The organism is Pseudomonas sp. 2822-17, assembly GCF_002742485.1.
Taxonomy (GTDB): Bacteria; Pseudomonadota; Gammaproteobacteria; order Pseudomonadales; family Pseudomonadaceae; genus Aquipseudomonas; species Aquipseudomonas cyclaminis.
In genome coordinates, this window is the sequence record NZ_LJRZ01000455.1 from 1 (window position 1) to 16,031 (window position 16,031).

17 protein-coding genes and 3 pseudogenes are annotated in these 16,031 nt (G+C 59.6%); 13 read left to right on the forward strand and 7 right to left on the reverse strand.

Annotated features, from left to right (window positions below):
* From AOA60_RS16705 to AOA60_RS16715, 3 genes and pseudogenes are all read left to right on the forward strand, one after another.
* The coding region (locus AOA60_RS16705) for a ribonucleotide-diphosphate reductase subunit beta (RefSeq protein WP_143522454.1) at positions 1-645 on the forward strand (645 nt) is incomplete at its 5' end.
* Between the two features lie 68 nt (positions 646-713).
* A pseudogene (locus AOA60_RS16710) lies at positions 714-881 on the forward strand (HNH endonuclease); the annotation flags it as partial.
* Between the two features lie 71 nt (positions 882-952).
* Entirely contained in the window at positions 953-1,597 is a 645-nt protein-coding gene (locus AOA60_RS16715; protein WP_099585388.1) for an HAD-IB family hydrolase, read from the forward strand.
* Positions 1,598-1,740: 143 nt separating this feature from the next.
* Here AOA60_RS16715 and AOA60_RS33945 read toward each other — a convergent pair.
* A pseudogene (locus AOA60_RS33945) lies at positions 1,741-1,872 on the reverse strand (LysR family transcriptional regulator); the annotation flags it as partial.
* Between AOA60_RS33945 and AOA60_RS16725 the strand changes: the two are divergent.
* From AOA60_RS16725 to AOA60_RS16735, 3 genes and pseudogenes are all read left to right on the forward strand, one after another.
* Positions 1,866-2,050, forward strand: a pseudogene (locus AOA60_RS16725) (MFS transporter); the annotation flags it as partial. The pseudogenes AOA60_RS33945 and AOA60_RS16725 overlap by 7 nt on opposite strands.
* Positions 2,051-2,104: 54 nt before the next feature.
* On the forward strand, positions 2,105-3,049 hold the full coding sequence (locus AOA60_RS16730) for a hypothetical protein (protein ID WP_099585389.1): 945 nt from the start codon (positions 2,105-2,107) through the stop codon (positions 3,047-3,049).
* 181 nt (positions 3,050-3,230) lie between these two features.
* Positions 3,231-3,611: a transcriptional regulator gene (locus tag AOA60_RS16735; protein WP_099585390.1), complete on the forward strand. Its 381-nt coding sequence runs from the start codon at positions 3,231-3,233 to the stop codon at positions 3,609-3,611.
* A 24-nt stretch (positions 3,612-3,635) separates the two neighbouring features.
* Here the strand turns inward: AOA60_RS16735 and AOA60_RS16740 are convergent, their stop codons facing one another.
* The 3 genes from AOA60_RS16740 to AOA60_RS16750 all read right to left on the reverse strand — a co-directional run bounded on the left by AOA60_RS16740 (position 3,636) and on the right by AOA60_RS16750 (position 7,197).
* Positions 3,636-5,141 carry an amidase family protein gene (locus AOA60_RS16740; RefSeq protein WP_099585391.1) on the reverse strand — a complete coding sequence of 502 codons (1,506 nt, stop codon included), beginning with the start codon at positions 5,139-5,141 and terminating at the stop codon, positions 3,636-3,638.
* A gap of 137 nt (positions 5,142-5,278) precedes the next feature.
* Positions 5,279-5,839 (reverse strand): hypothetical protein, encoded by a 561-nt coding sequence (locus AOA60_RS16745; protein ID WP_256592845.1) that lies wholly within the window; start codon positions 5,837-5,839, stop codon positions 5,279-5,281.
* 296 nt (positions 5,840-6,135) lie between these two features.
* Positions 6,136-7,197: an MBL fold metallo-hydrolase gene (locus AOA60_RS16750; RefSeq protein ID WP_099585392.1), complete on the reverse strand. Its 1,062-nt coding sequence runs from the start codon at positions 7,195-7,197 to the stop codon at positions 6,136-6,138.
* Between the two features lie 122 nt (positions 7,198-7,319).
* Here AOA60_RS16750 and AOA60_RS16755 point away from each other — a divergent pair, with 122 nt between their 5' ends.
* The 3 genes from AOA60_RS16755 to AOA60_RS16765 all read left to right on the forward strand — a co-directional run bounded on the left by AOA60_RS16755 (position 7,320) and on the right by AOA60_RS16765 (position 10,744).
* A complete protein-coding gene (locus tag AOA60_RS16755; protein WP_099585393.1) occupies positions 7,320-7,946 on the forward strand; it encodes a TetR/AcrR family transcriptional regulator in 627 nt (208 codons plus the stop codon).
* Between the two features lie 192 nt (positions 7,947-8,138).
* Entirely contained in the window at positions 8,139-9,197 is a 1,059-nt protein-coding gene (locus AOA60_RS16760) for a diguanylate cyclase (RefSeq protein ID WP_099585394.1), read from the forward strand.
* Between the two features lie 227 nt (positions 9,198-9,424).
* Entirely contained in the window at positions 9,425-10,744 is a 1,320-nt protein-coding gene (locus AOA60_RS16765) for a PAS domain-containing methyl-accepting chemotaxis protein (RefSeq protein ID WP_099585627.1), read from the forward strand.
* A 66-nt stretch (positions 10,745-10,810) separates the two neighbouring features.
* Here AOA60_RS16765 and AOA60_RS16770 read toward each other — a convergent pair whose 3' ends face one another.
* Complete coding sequence (locus tag AOA60_RS16770; RefSeq protein WP_099585395.1) at positions 10,811-11,695, reverse strand: LysR family transcriptional regulator; 885 nt, start codon at positions 11,693-11,695, stop codon at positions 10,811-10,813.
* 80 nt (positions 11,696-11,775) lie between these two features.
* Here AOA60_RS16770 and AOA60_RS16775 point away from each other — a divergent pair, with 80 nt between their 5' ends.
* On the forward strand, positions 11,776-12,477 hold the full coding sequence (locus AOA60_RS16775; protein ID WP_099585396.1) for a CTP synthase: 702 nt from the start codon (positions 11,776-11,778) through the stop codon (positions 12,475-12,477).
* Positions 12,474-12,797, forward strand: coding sequence for an antibiotic biosynthesis monooxygenase (locus AOA60_RS16780; RefSeq protein ID WP_099585397.1), 324 nt, complete (start codon positions 12,474-12,476; stop codon positions 12,795-12,797). The genes AOA60_RS16775 and AOA60_RS16780 overlap by 4 nt, the downstream gene beginning before the upstream one ends.
* Here the strand turns inward: AOA60_RS16780 and AOA60_RS16785 are convergent.
* Positions 12,794-13,117 carry a DUF2025 family protein gene (locus AOA60_RS16785; protein WP_032891062.1) on the reverse strand — a complete coding sequence of 108 codons (324 nt, stop codon included), beginning with the start codon at positions 13,115-13,117 and terminating at the stop codon, positions 12,794-12,796. The genes AOA60_RS16780 and AOA60_RS16785 overlap by 4 nt on opposite strands.
* Before the next feature lie 232 nt (positions 13,118-13,349).
* On the opposite strand from AOA60_RS16785, the gene AOA60_RS16790 reads away from it, so the two are divergent.
* A complete protein-coding gene (locus AOA60_RS16790; RefSeq protein WP_099585398.1) occupies positions 13,350-14,477 on the forward strand; it encodes a glycerophosphodiester phosphodiesterase family protein in 1,128 nt (375 codons plus the stop codon).
* Positions 14,478-15,143 carry a helix-turn-helix domain-containing protein gene (locus tag AOA60_RS16795; protein ID WP_099585399.1) on the forward strand — a complete coding sequence of 222 codons (666 nt, stop codon included), beginning with the start codon at positions 14,478-14,480 and terminating at the stop codon, positions 15,141-15,143.
* Here the strand turns inward: AOA60_RS16795 and AOA60_RS16800 are convergent.
* Positions 15,135-15,998: a sterol desaturase family protein gene (locus AOA60_RS16800; RefSeq protein WP_099585400.1), complete on the reverse strand. Its 864-nt coding sequence runs from the start codon at positions 15,996-15,998 to the stop codon at positions 15,135-15,137. The genes AOA60_RS16795 and AOA60_RS16800 overlap by 9 nt on opposite strands.
* Between the last annotated feature and the right edge of the window lie 33 nt (positions 15,999-16,031).

The following is a 16,031-nucleotide window of genomic DNA, read 5'->3' on the forward strand; positions in this document are numbered from 1 at the left end:
GCCATGGATGAAGGCGAGATCTTCAACATGTACCACGAGATCCCATCGGTCGCCAAAAAGGCAGCCTGGGGCCTGAAATACACCCGCTCCATCTCCGATCCGAAGTTCGAAACCGGCACCGTCGAGACCGACAAAGAGCTGCTGCGCAACCTGGTCGCCTACTACTGCGTGCTGGAAGGCATCTTCTTCTATTGCGGCTTCACCCAGATCCTGTCCATGGGCCGCCGCAACAAAATGACCGGCGTGGCGGAACAGTTCCAGTACATCCTGCGTGACGAGTCGATGCACCTGAACTTCGGTATCGACGTGATCAACCAGATCAAAATCGAAAACCCACACTTGTGGGATGCCGAGATGAAGGAAGAAGCGACCCAGATGATCCTGCAAGGGACTCAGTTGGAGATCGAATACGCGCGCGACACCATGCCTCGCGGTGTGTTGGGCATGAACGCGGCGATGATGGAGGACTACCTCAAGTTCATCGCGAACCGTCGTCTGTCGCAGATTGGGTTGAAGGAAGAGTATCCGGGGACGACGAATCCGTTCCCGTGGATGAGTGAGATTATGGATTTGAAGAAAGAGAAGAATTTCTTTGAGACTCGGGTGATTGAGTATCAGACTGGCGGCGCGTTGAGCTGGGATTAATTCCTTAGCGACTGTCACCATAAAAGCCCTGACCTGATCAGGGCTTTTTTATGCTCAGTGAATTGGCATTTCTTGAAGTACATCCCATCAAGCACCTCGCCCAGAAGGGTTCGGATCGAACCTCCAATGCTGTAGCCTTGTGCCCCAATTGCCATCAGCGTTGTCACCGGTCGAGTGACCGAGAAGCTTTCACCGAAGGGCTTTACGCCAAAATCGGAAGATTGGCACGGGAGTAGGCTCCTGCTGTCATAGCTGATGCGCACTAAAAAATACTAGATAGGACCGAGGCCAACCCGTGAACCCAGACATGCTCGAAGCCGGCCCCATCGACGCCAAAGTACTCTCCGTCTTTGACTTCGACGGCACCCTGACCCACCACGACAGTTTCGTACCCTTCCTCAAGTTTGCCTTTGGCCCCGGCGAGTTCTATGGCCGGATGGTCAAGCTGGCGGTGCCGGGGCTGCGCTTTTTAGTGCGGCAGATCAGCCGGGATGAGTTGAAGGCTCAGTTGATCCGCACCTTTATGACTGGGGTGGAGAAGGCGTGGGTGCAGCAGAAGGCCGAGGAGTATTGCCAGCGCAATTGGGCGCGGTTGATGCGCCCGGCGGGGGTGTTGTCGGTGGAGCAGGAGCTGGGTTCGGGCGCCGTGGTGACGCTGTGTTCGGCGTCGCCGGCATTGGTGTTGCAGCCGTTTGCGGATCGGCTGGGTATCAAGTTGATTGGCACTGAGCTTGAGGTGGTCGACGGGGTGTTGACCGGCAAGCTCACCGGGAATAATTGCCGGTGTGAGAACAAGGTGTTGCGGCTTGAAGCGGTGTATGGCGACTTGGGCGAGTATCGGCTGCGGGCCTGGGGCGACACGCGTGGGGATCGGGAGTTGCTGGCGGCGGCGCAGGATGCGCATTTTCGGCATTTTCATGCGAAGAAGAAGCGGGCGAAAGTGCTGCGCTGACCATTGTGGTGAGCGGGCTTGCCCGCGCTGGGGCGCGTACCGGCCCTAAAACCAAACGCCGCATTCTGTCTGACAGCATGCGGCGTTTTTATTGGGACTGCTACGCAGCCCAGCGCGGGACAAGCCCGCTCACCACAGGTTGATCAAACAGAGGCTTTGAGCTCTACGCCCAACGCCGTCGCAAAGGCTTTTACGATCGGGCTGCGCGGCGCGTTGTGGCGCAGGATCAGGTTGAAGGCGGTGCTCAGGTGAACCTGTTCCGAGCACAGTGCGCGGCAGTTACTACGGCGCCCAGAACCTGGCGGCGTTTGGCGGGGCGATGAGTCCGGTGATTTGTGGTTACTTGCTGATCAATGCGGCGCCCACGAGCATGTTCTATGCGTTGGGTGCATTGACGGCGGTGGGTGGCACCTTATGTTTCTGAGTGGGCGGCGGGGTGCAGGTTCTTGCTGATATTTACGTGGGATCCCGCTATTAATAGCGAAACTTCTCACGGACCCGAGCCCCATGAAATTCGACACGGCCTACAGCCTGAGTCTCGATGACAAGCTGTCGATCTACGACGTACGAGACCTGAATTTCGACGAGACCGCTGCCTACGACTCAGACAAGGACAACTTCCTCTGCCCCAACGATACGTGCCGAGCGGCATTCGATACGGGCAATGCGTTGAGCACGTTCAATGCGAAAAACGTCAACTACGTGCGCACGCCGCATTTCAAGAACAAGACCAGCACCCGGCATATCGAAGGGTGCCGCTACGCCAGCACGCACAAGGGCGCTACCGATGAAACCGATGACGAGCGCGAGGACCATTTCCCGTCGGAATTTTTACTGACTCGACGGACGTACCCGCGCAGCACGCCGGTGGCCGGCGCCGAGGCGCAGATCCCACAGGGGCCGGCGAAAACTCCTTCAAACCTCGCCGGCCCATCTGCCAGCAGTAGCGACACCACCCCGGACAAAACCAGCGTATTCGCCCACCCGGTGGAATGCTTTGTGTCCAATATCGACGACAAAGACACGCTCAAGCGCATGCCGCTGAAAATCGGCGAGCACACCGCGACCTACTGGACGTTTTTCAAGAAGATCGAATACCTGCAAGACAACAAGGGTCTGATCTACTGGGGCAAGATCAAGGCGATCAAGGATTACACCAGCAGCTTTCGCATCGACTTCGAGAAGAAGGTATGGCTCGACAAGAAGCCCTACTCGGTCAATGTCTACCTGAGCAAAAAACTTATCGAAAACTACCGCAAGCGCACGGCGTTCCTGGAGCAGATCAAGGCGGCGGTGGACAGTGAGCGGACGCTGTATTGCTTCTTCTACGGGGTGACGCCGGAGCTGAAACACGTGCCCAGCAAGAAGAACCCCGAGCAGACGTTCGGGGTGTTCAGCGCGAATATCGAGAACCTGGATCATCTGATTATTCGAGAGGCGCCGGGACTCTGAAGGCATCAGCACATTCAGTGTGAACGCCGCTTCAATGCGATGTTCAACCCCCCCCTCAGTCCAGCGCTGGGTAAAAGCCCGCACAGAGGACAGCAAAAAAATCCAGTTGATGAGCGGTCAAAACAACTGTACAAAAACACAGTATAGTTTGTCCTCCCCCGTCGAACCCTGGAGAAACCCCATGTCCTCCCTGGCAATGAGCTCTTTCGTAGAACAGCAGATCGTCCTGCACCAATTCACCGCCAAGCACAGTGCACAGGCCCGCGCGATGCTGGGCTGGAGCAGGCAAGACCTGGCCCGTCACGCGGGCGTGGCTGTGGAGTTGGTTCAGCAGCTTGAAAGCCAGGGCGAGGTGGATGATGAAACCCGTTTGATCCTGGCGTTTCGGTTGGAAGCGGAAGGGCTGGTGTTTTTCCCGGGTTTTGCGCCGGGGTGGGGAATGAGTGCGCGCCGCTTTGACACCGCTCCAGCTGAACCCATGGCACGGGGCATCATGTCTCGGTTGATGAGTTCAACCAGCGTATCAATCGACTCGGCCACTGCCCAACCCAATGGTGCATAGGGTCGGGCAAGCCAATACCGAGACTTAGCGTCCGACCTTGGGATGTTCTTTCGCGGCCTCTTCGTAACCATGGGCCACGGCCAGCAGCGTGGGTTCGGTCCAGCGGGCCCCAAAGAAGTACGCACTGGTTGGCGCGCCCCGCTCATCCTTGCCGGAAGGGACCGAAATCCCTGGATAGCCGGCGACGGCAACCGCAAAGTAGCTGTTCGTTTCGAAGTCCGACACCATGGCGTCGAGCTTTTGCCCGTCAATCAACTCATCCACGGTGCTTCGAAAACCCTGGATAAGGGCATCCCATAGAGGCTTGCGTTCCTCGGCCGTCAAGGTGGACGCATCGATATCCTTGAGTACAGGCTGGTGGTCAGTCTCGGTGCCATCATGCTGCTCATTGAACTGGATCAACTCGGACACTGACTTGACCGGCAACCCATTGCGCTTTTCCAGGTATTCATTCAGTTCATCCTTTACATCGGCGAGCAGCAACTCGTCATAACCTGTGGAGTCCGCTATCCGCAAGTTCACCGGTACCAGTACGGCACCTTGTGCGCGAAGTACTTCGAGGGTTTTCTTGAACTGTGGGCTATCGTCCACCGCCGAGCTTTCACCATTCGCGGAAAAGGTCGAGGGAAAACCGATGCGCTTATCCTTCAAGGCGCCAGGCTTTAGCAGCGCCGTGTAGTCAATTGCTGTTGGGGCATTCGCGTTCTGCGCATCCTGAGGGTCGTTGCCTGACATGACGTTGAGCATCAGCGCAGCATCAAATACCGAGCGCGTCATGGGCCCCGGCGTATCCTGTCGATGGCTGGCCGGAATGATGCCGCTGCGGCTCAACAAGCCCACGCTGGGTTTCAAACCGACCACGCCGTTAAACGCCGCCGGTACGATGATCGAACCATTGGTTTCAGTCCCAACGGCCAAGGGTGAAAAGCCCGCGGCGACCGCGACAGCCGAGCCTGAGCTTGACCCACCGACCTCTGCATCCGCCTGATGAGGATTGAACGTTTGCCCGCCCCGCTGGCTGAAACCATCGGGGCAGCCGCGAAAGCCGGCCAGTTCAGTCAGGTTGGTTTTACCCAGGATAACTGCGCCTTGCTCACGCAGGCGCTCGACGATGAACGCATCCTTAGTCGCAGCGGCGCCCACCAATCCATAAGCGCCTGCACTGGTTTGCTGGGTGTCGCCCGTCTCGATATTGTCCTTGAGGAGCACCGGAATGCCGTGCAGTGGTCCCCGCACCTTGCCGTTGGCACGTTCAAGGTCCCGTTCGCGAGCAATCTCCAGCGCTTGGGGGTTGAGTTCGATGATCGCGTTTAATGCAGGGTCGCGTTCTCGAATACGCGTTTGCAGAAAACTGACCAGGTCTTGCGAGGTCAGCCCACCTGGCCGGGCCATGTGTTCACTGAGCTCGCGAACACTGGCGTATTCCGTTCCTGGCGGCACCGGTTTTGGCGCCACATCTGTCGACTGAAGCACCATCCAGGAGGCTGCGTGGTTTACGAACCTGCTCACACCATAACCAATACCAAACATGAACGACCTCTAGGGAAGAATCTGAAATAACGCAGGATCACCGTTGACCCTTGCGCCAGTCTAAAAACTTCCCTCAGCCCAGCCTGCATGACGCAGGTAACTCATCACGTAGGATTGTTCATCACCGCAGGTAGCCCCTACTGTGCATCCGCCAGGCCACGCACACTGCGATAGCCCTGCACCAGGGTAGCCAGTGAATCCTTCGACCATCGCGCCCCGTAGAACCACAACGTAGTCCCCTCCCCCAATGGCTCACCCAGCCTCGGGTATCCACTCCAGCAGGCCCCATGAAACGCGGCACTCTGACTGTCAGACACCAGCGCATCCAGCCGGTACTCATTCATAAGGTCATCGATTTCATTGCGCGTGTGCAGGTCGAATTGCAGCGAGTCATCGACCCGTTGTGCTGGCACCGGCAGCAGCAGCACCCCGGCCTGTCGTAACAGTGCCAACGCTCGCGTGAACGGTGCCCGGTGCTTGATGGGTTCATGTTCACCGCCGCGCCCATACCGGTCGGCAAAACCAACGCGTCGACCAGCCAGCGCGCTGTCGGGGGTAAAGGTGCTGTTGTTCTGCACCAGAGGCACCTCTACCATTACCGGCCCCTCAGGTTCGATGCCACTCAAGGCAATCAGCGTCAACGCGGGGTCGCGCAAGGGTTTGATAGGGAGTGCCGGTACGTTATAGCCGGGTATCAAAACACCATCCTTGGGATGGACTTGAAGGTGTTGATCGCCACCAAAAGCGATGCTGCGGGGAGGGGTTTGATCGGCGGGCGGGGGGGAACAGGCCGGCGCCCGACCTGCCATATCCGTAAGCGCAGCCACCGGCTGCCCCAGCAGGCAAGTCGCCGCCATTCGCGGATTTTTACTACATTTGCTTTCCATCAGAACGCCCCCAGAACCGTCAATTTCCGGGGATCATCGCATCCTTCGCTGGCGTGTGTCGCAGCCCTGAAACAACCTGAAAACTCCTTTTTCCCACACCTCCTCCATCAGCTCAAAAGGTGCTCTTGTGAATCTTTTCGCGTCTCTACTTCCAGCCACCAGGCAGACCCACGCTCAGGCTGATTCAAGCTGAACGCCTGGCCCATGGCAGGCGTAGTAATCGACACATTGCGCTCCCAAGCCAGCGCCATGATGCGGTCAAACGGTTCATGCCAGGCATGAAACGCCAGGTCGAACGTACCGTTGTGGATCGGCAGCAGCCAGCGCCCTTTGAGGTCGATATGCGCTTGCAGGGTTTGTTCCGGTTGCATGTGCACGTGGGGCCAGTCAACGTTGTAAGCACCGGTTTCCATCAACGTCAGATCGAACGGGCCGTACTGCTCGCCGATGCGCTTGAAGCCATCGAAATAACCGGTGTCGCCGCTGAAAAAGATCCGCCGTGCGCCATCAATCATCACCCATGAACACCACAGGGTCTGGTTGGCATCAAACAAGCCACGCCCAGAAAAATGCTGCGCCGGCGTTGCCACAAAACGGATGCCCTCAACCTCGACCCCTTGCCACCAGTCCAGCTGGCGAACCTTGCTGGCGTCGACGCCCCACTTGACCAGAATGTCACCCACGCCGAGCGGCGCGAGAAAGTAACGGGTCTTGGCGGCCAATTGGACGACAGCCCTGCGGTCAAGATGGTCGTAATGGTTGTGGGAAAGAATCACCGCTTCCAGATCAGGCAGCGCTTCAAGACTGATCGGCGGCTGATGGAAGCGCTTGGGGCCGGCCCAACTGAACGGCGAGGCACGCTCGGCGAATACCGGATCGGTCACCCAGAACTTGCCGCGCATTTTCAGCAATACGGTGGAATGCCCCAGGCGAAACACGCTGTGATCGGGTGCCGCCAGCAGTTGCTCGCGGGTCAGCGGTTGTACCGGGATCGTCCCCACCGGCCGCGTGGTGCGTGGTTTGTTAAACAACATGTTCCAAAAGATACGCAACGTTTTGCCAAGCCCGCCGTGTTGTACAGGGGCCTCGTTGCTGAAATGCGTCTTGCCCTGCTCGGCAGGCTTGAGCGCTGTAGGCGCGCGGTCGACACGGGGTGAGTGGGTGGCCATTGCAGGTTGACTCCTAGGTCCGCGCATAAATTACACTGCACAGTGTAGTTTCAAGATTGCAACAAAACCGGGAGCAAGTAAACTACCGAGTGTAATTTTCCTTCAAGAGCCGAGCGCCATCCATGACTGCCCCTCAACGCCTCACTGACCGCAAACGCCAAGCCATCGTGGCGGCGGCCATCGCTGAGTTTCGCGATAACGGTTTCGAGGTCACCAGCATGGACAAGATCGCCGCCACCGCCGGGGTTTCCAAGCGCACGGTGTACAACCATTTTCCCAGCAAGGAAGAGTTGTTCGCCGAAATTCTTCACCAGCTCTGGGCGAGCAGCGTCGCCCAACTCGATGTCTGCTACGCCAGTGACCGCCCGCTGCGTGAGCAATTACGCGGATTGCTGGAGGCAAAGATGAAGATGATGGCGGACGCCAACTTCCTTGACCTCGCCCGAGTCGCCATCGCCGCCACCATCCATTCGCCGGAACGTGCGCAAGACATGGTCACCCGCCTGAGCCAGCGCGAAGAAGGCTTCACCCAGTGGGTACGCGCCGCCCAGGAAGACGGCCGCCTCTCCTGTACCGACCCGGCGTTTGCCGCGCACCAGATCCAGAGCCTGCTCAAAGCCTTCGCGTTCTGGCCGCAGATCACCCTCGGCCAGCCGACACTGGATGTCGAGAACCAGGCCCGTGTGATCGAGTCCGCCATTGACCTGTTCCTGGCTGGCTACGAAGTCAGGCCCATGCCTGCACCGTAATGCCTGTTGCCTAAGCGACACTTATGGTCGTTTTTGACGCTTTCGCCCTCTGTTTTGCGTAAATGGCCTGGAAGGCCACTGATTATTCCCACGGGAATAACTGACAATATTCATAAGCCTTTTCCGATCAACGGTTCATCCAGTGAACGGGCGCCGCCGTATAGGTATAAAAAGCAGCTCACCCAGGACTTTATGGAAAACAGACAAGGCAAGGGTCTCTCGTTTGCCAAGCGCATCTACAGGCCCAGGATCATCGGCTCTGCCCTGTGCAGCATCAGTGTGATCGCCGCCTTATATCCAATGAATGCGCCTGGGTGGATCTGGGCAGCGCTGCTGGTCAATGGTTTCGTCTGGCCGCACCTGGCGTATCAACTGGCAACCCGTGCCAAAGTCCCCTACGACGCCGAACGACGCAACCTGGTGTATGACGCTTTATTCAGTGGTTTCTGGGCTGCGACGTTGCAGTTCGCGCCCCTGACCACCGTGACGTTGCTGTCGATGGTGTCCATGAACAACGTCGCCGCCGGCGGCAAACGCCTGCTGATACGTGGCGCACTGGCCCAACTGCTGGGTGCCGGGGTCGCGGTATTGCTGTTTGGCCTGCACTTCAACCCCGGCATCAGCCTGGCTCAGGTCTACGCGTGCCTGCCGATGCTGACGTTCTACCCCATGTCCATCGGCATGATCTGCTATCAATTGGCGATCAAACTATCCGACCACAAGCGCGCCCTCAGTGCCTTGAGCCGTATCGACAGCCTCACGGGGTTGCTCAATCACGGCTCCTGGAAAGACTTGCTGCACCTCAAGTTCCATAAGTGCCAGCAACAACACACCCACGCCACGATCGCGCTGATCGATATCGATCATTTCAAACAGATCAACGACACCCATGGGCATATTGTCGGCGACGCCGTATTGCGCCAATTGAGCCTGGAATTAAGGCGCAACCTGCGGGAAAACGACTTGGCTGGGCGTTACGGGGGCGATGAGTTCTGTGTGATTCTTCCGCAAATGACCCAGCACGAAGCCGCACGGGTCATGGAACGCATGCGCGAAACGTTCAGCAACTATCGCGCCCCGAACATCCCCGAGCTGCGCGTGAGCCTGAGCATCGGCCTGGCGGACTTCCAGCCCTCTTTCAAGGACGCGGCCATGTGGCTGAACGCGGCGGACCGGGCGCTTTATGCAGCGAAAGATACCGGGCGTAACCGGGTGAATATGAGCGACGAAAGAGTGGCTTATTCGGCCTGATACAGCCCGCAGAGATAGCACAGAGCCACCATTTGTCGCCTACCCAAAAAAGGTCCTGCCCTTGGGGCGAACTTCTTGTCAGGCTGATCACTCTGAACACCTTGTTCCAACTCCCTCTGTCGGCATCAGGAAGCCGACAATGAGCACGTCAACCGTAGGCCAGGCGCCGAACGGGGCAAGCGCCCATACATGGAAAACCCCCGATGCTGCCTGCCCGAGCCCCAACCATGCTATTCAACGCCCATAAAAAAACCATCAACACCCTGCAACACACTGTGGCCCATCAGGCCAGCATGCTGGATGCCATCGAACGGTCCATGGCGGTGATCGAATTCGACCCGCAAGGCAATGTGCTGCGGGCCAATGACAACTTCCTCAAAGCCATGGGTTATCGCGCCGAGCAGGTGATGGGGCAGCCCCATCGAATGTTCTGCACACCAGCGTTCGCCCGCAGCGCCGAGTATCAACAGCTGTGGGCGAACCTGCGCAATGGCCAATTTCAATCCGGTACATTCGAGCGCCAAGCGAGCAATGGTGAATCGGTGTGGCTGGAAGCCAGCTACAACCCGGTACGTGATGAAGCAGGCCAGGTGATCAAGGTGGTGAAGTTCGCCATGGACGTGACCCCGCGTCTGCAAGCCGAGAGCGAGGCCAACGCCAAATTGGCGGCGATCGGTCGGGCCATGGCGGTGATCGAGTTCAACCTCGACGGCACCATCATCACCGCCAACGCCAACTTCCTGCAGCGCATGGGCTATAGCCTCGCGCAAATCCAGGGCAAGCATCATCGTCTGTTCTGTACACAGGAGCTGGCCAGCAGCCCGGCCTACAGCGAGTTCTGGCAGCGCCTCAACCAAGGCGAATTGTTCAGCGGCGAATTCGAGCGCGTCGATAAAAACGGCCGGACAGTATGGCTGGAAGCCAACTACAACCCGGTGTATGACGCCAGCGGACGTTTGTGCAAAGTAGTCAAATTCGCCTCGGACGTGACCGCCAAGGTGCAGCAACATGCCGCCGATGCAGCGAGCGCTTCGCAGGCGTATCACATTTCCTTGAACACCCAGGACATCGCGGAAAAAGGCGCCGAGGTGATTCAGCAAAGTGCCAGCGGCATGCGCGAAATAGCCGCCGACATTGACGGATCATCGCAACTGATCGCCAGGCTGGGTGAGCGTTCGCAGCAGATCACCACCATCGTCAACACCATTCGTGGCATTGCCGACCAGACCAACCTGCTGGCGCTCAACGCAGCCATCGAGGCCGCGCGCGCAGGTGAGCAAGGGCGTGGGTTTGCCGTGGTGGCCGATGAAGTTCGGCAACTGGCGGCGCGCACCAGTGGTTCGACAGCAGAAATTTCCAGCATGATCGCGATGATCCAGGACGAAACCCGCCAGGCCATCGATAGCATGGACGGCACCCGCGACCGCGCAGCCCAAGGCGTGGACTTGGCCAACCGCGCCGGCACCGTGATCCTGCAAATTCGCCAAGGCACTAACGAGGCGTTACAGGCGGTGAGTGCGTTTGCCAATGACCGTGGCGGCCGTTAAGCAGCGCTTGGGTCATTCGCTCGAAAGCCGGACGTGCGAAATGCATGAGCAGCTCGTACGAAAAACCTAACGACTCGGCAGTCGCACATGCCGGCCCAACTCATCGAACAACGTCACCACCGAGCGCAATGCGCGGCAATCGGGACGCGTGAGCAACCACAGCGCGGTGTCATGCCCTGCCAGTGCAGGGCCCAGCGGTTGCAGTCCGTCATCCAGTAGAAAATCCGGCAACGCCGCCACACCCAGTCCCGCCCGCACCAGTTCGGTCACCGACAACATGCTGTTGCAGCGATAACCGGGCCGCACGCCCGGCAAGTGTTCGCGGCGCCAGGCGACGGTGGGGTGGTCGGGCAGGAAGTCGTCTGGTGCGATCCAGGCCAGGTCCGCCAGCTCACGGCCTGTATGGCGGCGGGCATAGTCGGCGCTCGCACAGACTTGGTACGACACAGTGCCAAGGCAACGTCCTACTAGATGCTCCGGCGGTGTCTTGGTCAGGCGTAGGGCGATATCCGCGTCGCGGCGGCTGAGGTTGGCAAAATCATTGGAGGTGCTCAGTTCCAGGATCAGCGCCGGGTAGTCCGGCATGAACTGCGCCAACGCCGGCAGCAGCAAGCCTTGCAGCACTGAGTCGGTACAGGTCAGGCGCACCGTGCCGCTGATCACTTCGCCGCCCTGCTCCACTCCGATACGCGCCGCTTCCAGAGCCAGCTCTGCGCGCTCTGCCTGCTGTGCCAGGTTGCTGGCCAGGCTGGTGGGCAGGTAACCGGCGCGGCTCTTTTCAAACAATGTCTGGCCCAGTGCCGCCTCCAGGCGCCGTATCGCACGGAACACGGTGGACACATCCACCCGCAGCAGCGCCGCCGCCCGCGCCAGAGAGCCGCCGCGCACCAGGGCGAGGATCAGCGAGAGATCGGGGTAATCCATTGAATAGTGCGTCGGTGCATTAAGCATGTGGGCAAACGCCAATATTGATTGCGTGGACGCCAATCTATAGTGCGCCTCAGCCCCCAACAAGCCATGGAACGCACACGATGAAAGCCAATGCCCTACGCCTCGCCTTGATTGGCGATTACAACCCGGACGTCACCGCGCACCAGGCGATCCCCGTGGCCCTGCAACGGGCGGCTGACATTCTCGGCCTCACGGTTCATATGCAATGGCTCGACACCGACACCCTGCCCGAACCCCTGCACGACTTCGACGGTTTCTGGTGCGTACCGGCCACCCCTTACCGGGATACCGACGGCGCACTGCGGGCCATCCGCTTTGCCCGCGAGCAGCGCCGCCCTTTCCTTGGCACCTGCGGTGGTTTTCAACATGCGCTGCTGGAATATGCCCGCAACGTGCTGGGCTGGGTCGACGCCGAACACGGCGAAATGGTCCCCAACGCAAAACGCGCCGTGATCACACCCTTGACCTGCGCATTGGTGGAAGCCACCGACACCGTACGTTTAGTGCCTTACACGCGCATCGCCGACGCCTACGGCACCCATGATCTTGAAGAAGGATATCGCTGCCGCTATGGGATGAACCCCGAATTTGCCAGCGCGTTGCTGGAGGGCGATCTGATCGCCAGCGGCCACGACAGCGCAGGCGACCTGCGTGCGGTGGAATTGCTCGACCATCCGTTCTTCGTCGCCACCCTGTTCCAGCCAGAACGCGCAGCGCTCGAGGGCATCACACCACCCTTGGCACTCGCGCTGCTCAAGGCCTGCCAGGAGCAATCGGCATGATCGCCAAGACTCCCGCGGTGCCTTACTACGCGGTCATTTTCAGCTCACTGCGCACCGACGGCGATCACGGCTACGGCGAGGCCGCCACACGCATGCTGGAACTGGCGCGGCAACAACCTGGTTTTCTCGGCGTGGAGTCGGCGCGGGAAGATGGCCTGGGGATTACGGTGTCGTACTGGAGCAGCGAAGCGGCGATCCTGGCGTGGAAGCAGCAGGCCGAGCACCGCGACGTGCGCGAGCAGGGCCGCGCCACCTGGTACTCGGCGTTTCAGACACGGGTGTGCAAGGTGGAGCGGGCCTACGGTTTTGAAGCGAACTAGCTCACCAGACTGCGCAACGCACTGATCTGTGGAATCTCCACCCGGCGCATATATACCCGCAGCGGCTCAGTGATATTGATGCGGTCGTCGATGTTCTGGTCCAACAGCAACTGGATGCGTTCACGGGACAGGGTCATGGTCTGCTCGGGGGCAGGCAGCCAGACAAATTCGGCGGTAGGAATGATGCCGTCATCGGCCACGTCCATGCCGAAAGAGTCTTCGCTGAAACGTACGATGTACTGGCCGGTCTTGCGGTTGAGGCCCACAAACCCGTGGAGTTGGTCGGCGGCCTGGCAGATAAGCTCGGAAGTGATGCGCATGGTAAACCTCACTGAAAAGTCCCACAGGGACTGGAAAGATGGTTTACACGCGTGGCGGAAAGTACTGCCCTCTAGCGGGGCGGCTGCGTTCAAGAGTACTGCAATGCCTGGCAAAACAACCGAGAAAATTGACGGGTACGCACGTTAATGTCGGTTTGGTGATAGCGCCTTTCGCAATCAATTGTTAAAAAGGAGGCCTTCTCAAAGCTACCTCCACGAAAGGACTTCGCATATGCCTGTCACGTTTACCAAGAGCGCCCTGCTGCTGGCCCTGATGCTCGGCCTTGGCCAGGCGCAGGCTGCCGACCCGATCAGCCCGGCTGAATTGGCAACTAACGAAGGCATTCCCTACCCTGCCGTGATCGCACACCGAGGCGCCTCCTACGACGCGCCGGAGTCCACCGCCGCTGCCTACAAGGTCGCACGCGACCTGGGTGCCGACTACCTGGAACTGGACCTGCAGCGCAGCAAGGACGGCGTGCTGTTCGCCCTGCACGACAACAACCTGCAGCGCACCACCGACGTGGCCACCAAGTTCCCTGAGCGCAAAGACGCGCCGGCCAACGAATTCACTTGGAAAGAACTGCAAAGCCTCGACGCCGGCAGTTGGTTCAACGCTGCTTACCCGGACCGTGCGCGCCCAGGGTTCGTCGGCCTGAAGATCCTGAGCCTGGACGACATCATCAAGATCGCCGAAGGCAACCCGCAGCACAAACCCGGCCTGTACATCGAGACCAAGGAGCCCAAGCAGTTCCCGGGCATCGAAGCCGACCTGAAAAACAAGTTGCTGGATAAAGGCTGGTTGAGTTCCGCCGGCTCCAAACTGGGCAAGAGCAACACCGGCGTCGGCCAGGGCAAGGGCCGCGTCGTGCTGCAAACCTTCGAGACCGCCAGCCTCAAAGAGCTGCAGAAAGAAATGCCGAACACCCCGAAGATCCTGCTGTTGTGGGTGGGTGAAGGCAGCATCGAGCCGAAATCCAAGCAGACCTTCGCCGAATCCGGCGAGCCGACCAAGGCCGCCTACTACGCCAAGCAAGAGCCGAAAGACGCCGCCGAGTTCGAAAAGTGGGTCGACGAAGCCAAGAGCCTCGGCGCCATCGGCACTGGCCCTTCGGCCGAGCTGACCGACCACGGCGACCAGAGCTATTCGGACCTGGTGAAGCCCGAAATGAACAAGCTGACCCACGACAAAGGCCTGCTGGTGCATGTGTACACCGTGGATGAGCCGGTGGATTTCGAGAAAGTGATGAAAGCCGGCGTCGACGGCATCTTCACTAACCGCGCCGCCGAACTGCTGAAGTTCTACAAGCGCTGGCCTTCGTCCAGCGTGCAGGATTTGCTCAACGACCATAAGTACTGAGTGAAGCCCGAATGGTCAGGCCGCCTGTGGTTGGGGCCTGACTACGGCCTGATCATCGGCGAGCTGGGGCGCACCGCGCCCCATGCGCACTACGCCCATCAGTTGATGCAGTGCCTGGGCGAGCCCATCACGGTCAGCCTGGAGGGGCAAGTCATCACGGCCCATCGCCTGCTGATTCCTTCGCGACAAACCCACGCCATTCTCGATACACACGGTGAAGTGAGCGTGTTGTATGCCGAACCTGCAGTCTTTGAGATCGCCGCCTTGCAGCACCTGTCGAGCGCTGGCGATTTGTCCCTGACAGCCGTGCAGCAGCTCCCCAGGCGCCAGCTTGTCGACCCTCGCCTGGAACGCGCCCTCAGTGCGCTTGATCAGCGCCTCACCGGCAAAGTGTCGGCCCAGGCACTCGCCGAGGTGGCGCACCTGTCGTTGAGCCAGCTGGAGCGGCTGTTCACCGATCAACTCGGGCTGCCCGTACGCCGCCTGGTGCTGTGGCGGCGATTACGTGTCGCGCTGCAATGGGCCCTCGCCGGCAGCACACTGACCGAGGCCGCCCACGCTGCGGGCTTTGCCGATTCGGCGCACTTTTCGCGGACCATGAAGCAGTTGTTCGGCGTGACGGCCGCTGCGTCGTTACGTCAGCTGGAGGTGCAACTGCTAGCGTAGATCGTCGGGCAGCGGCGGTTCCTTGCCCACGCGTACCGGCACAAATGGATCACGCAGTTGCGCCCCATACGCCACGGGGAAATCCGGCCGGCTGCCGATGCCCAAATCCCCAGGCCCCATGCGATAACCCTCGCGATAAAACGCGGTGCCCAGCAGCCAATCCCACAGGTTGAAAAACAGCCCGAAATTCACGTCGCCGGCACGGCCGTATTTCATATGATGAAACCGATGCACCGGCGCCCAGGCGAACACCCAGCGCAACGGTCCCAGGCGCATATCGACATTGGAGTGCTGCAACAGCAATTGAATGCCGATGGCCAGGGCCAGCAACTGCGCCACCTCCAGCGGGATCCCCAGCAGGATCAACGGCAGCAGGCCTGCCGTGGCTTCCAGCATCTGGTGCAACGGATGCTTCATCAACCCGTTGAACCCATAGAGCCGCTGCACGCTGTGGTGCACGGCATGCAAGCGCCACAGCGGCGCTATGCGGTGGCTGGCGTAATGCATCAAGGTGATGCCTGCATCGGCGAGGACGATGGCCAGCAGCAATTGCTCCCACAATGGCCAGCCACGCGGCCAAATCCCGTCGAACGCCAGCAACGCCGTAAGCCCCGGCAGGACCAGCAAGCCGAGGACGTTCAGGCCTTCATTGACACAGGCATGCACGCTGTCACGCCAGCGATCACCCAGGCTGCGATTCCACTGCGGCTCGTAGGGCAACCACTGCTCCATGGCAAATGACACCACCACCGCCGTCGCAAACACCAGCACCAGCCAGTCTGGCTGCGCGAGTGCCCAGCCGATAAACCCTGTCCAGAACACAGGCGCATAGATCCCGCTCACTAACTGCTTCATCCGAGTCTCCCATCATGTGAGCCCTCAGCATGA

Bases quoted from the DNA above. Each gene is read 5' to 3' on its own strand.
- AOA60_RS16755 (WP_099585393.1), top strand. From the start codon at position 7,320: ATGACTGCCCCTCAACGCCTCACTGACCGCAAACGCCAAGCCATCGTG.
- AOA60_RS16715 (WP_099585388.1), top strand. From the start codon at position 953: ATGCTCGAAGCCGGCCCCATCGACGCCAAAGTACTCTCCGTCTTTGAC.
- AOA60_RS16780 (WP_099585397.1), top strand. From the start codon at position 12,474: ATGATCGCCAAGACTCCCGCGGTGCCTTACTACGCGGTCATTTTCAGC.
- AOA60_RS16765 (WP_099585627.1), top strand. From the start codon at position 9,425: ATGCTATTCAACGCCCATAAAAAAACCATCAACACCCTGCAACACACT.
- AOA60_RS16750 (WP_099585392.1), bottom strand. From the start codon at position 7,197: ATGGCCACCCACTCACCCCGTGTCGACCGCGCGCCTACAGCGCTCAAG.
- AOA60_RS16760 (WP_099585394.1), top strand. From the start codon at position 8,139: ATGGAAAACAGACAAGGCAAGGGTCTCTCGTTTGCCAAGCGCATCTAC.
- AOA60_RS16740 (WP_099585391.1), bottom strand. From the start codon at position 5,141: ATGTTTGGTATTGGTTATGGTGTGAGCAGGTTCGTAAACCACGCAGCC.
- AOA60_RS16790 (WP_099585398.1), top strand. From the start codon at position 13,350: ATGCCTGTCACGTTTACCAAGAGCGCCCTGCTGCTGGCCCTGATGCTC.
- AOA60_RS16735 (WP_099585390.1), top strand. From the start codon at position 3,231: ATGTCCTCCCTGGCAATGAGCTCTTTCGTAGAACAGCAGATCGTCCTG.
- AOA60_RS16775 (WP_099585396.1), top strand. From the start codon at position 11,776: ATGAAAGCCAATGCCCTACGCCTCGCCTTGATTGGCGATTACAACCCG.
- AOA60_RS16785 (WP_032891062.1), bottom strand. From the start codon at position 13,117: ATGCGCATCACTTCCGAGCTTATCTGCCAGGCCGCCGACCAACTCCAC.
- AOA60_RS16800 (WP_099585400.1), bottom strand. From the start codon at position 15,998: ATGAAGCAGTTAGTGAGCGGGATCTATGCGCCTGTGTTCTGGACAGGG.
- AOA60_RS16730 (WP_099585389.1), top strand. From the start codon at position 2,105: ATGAAATTCGACACGGCCTACAGCCTGAGTCTCGATGACAAGCTGTCG.
- AOA60_RS16770 (WP_099585395.1), bottom strand. From the start codon at position 11,695: ATGCTTAATGCACCGACGCACTATTCAATGGATTACCCCGATCTCTCG.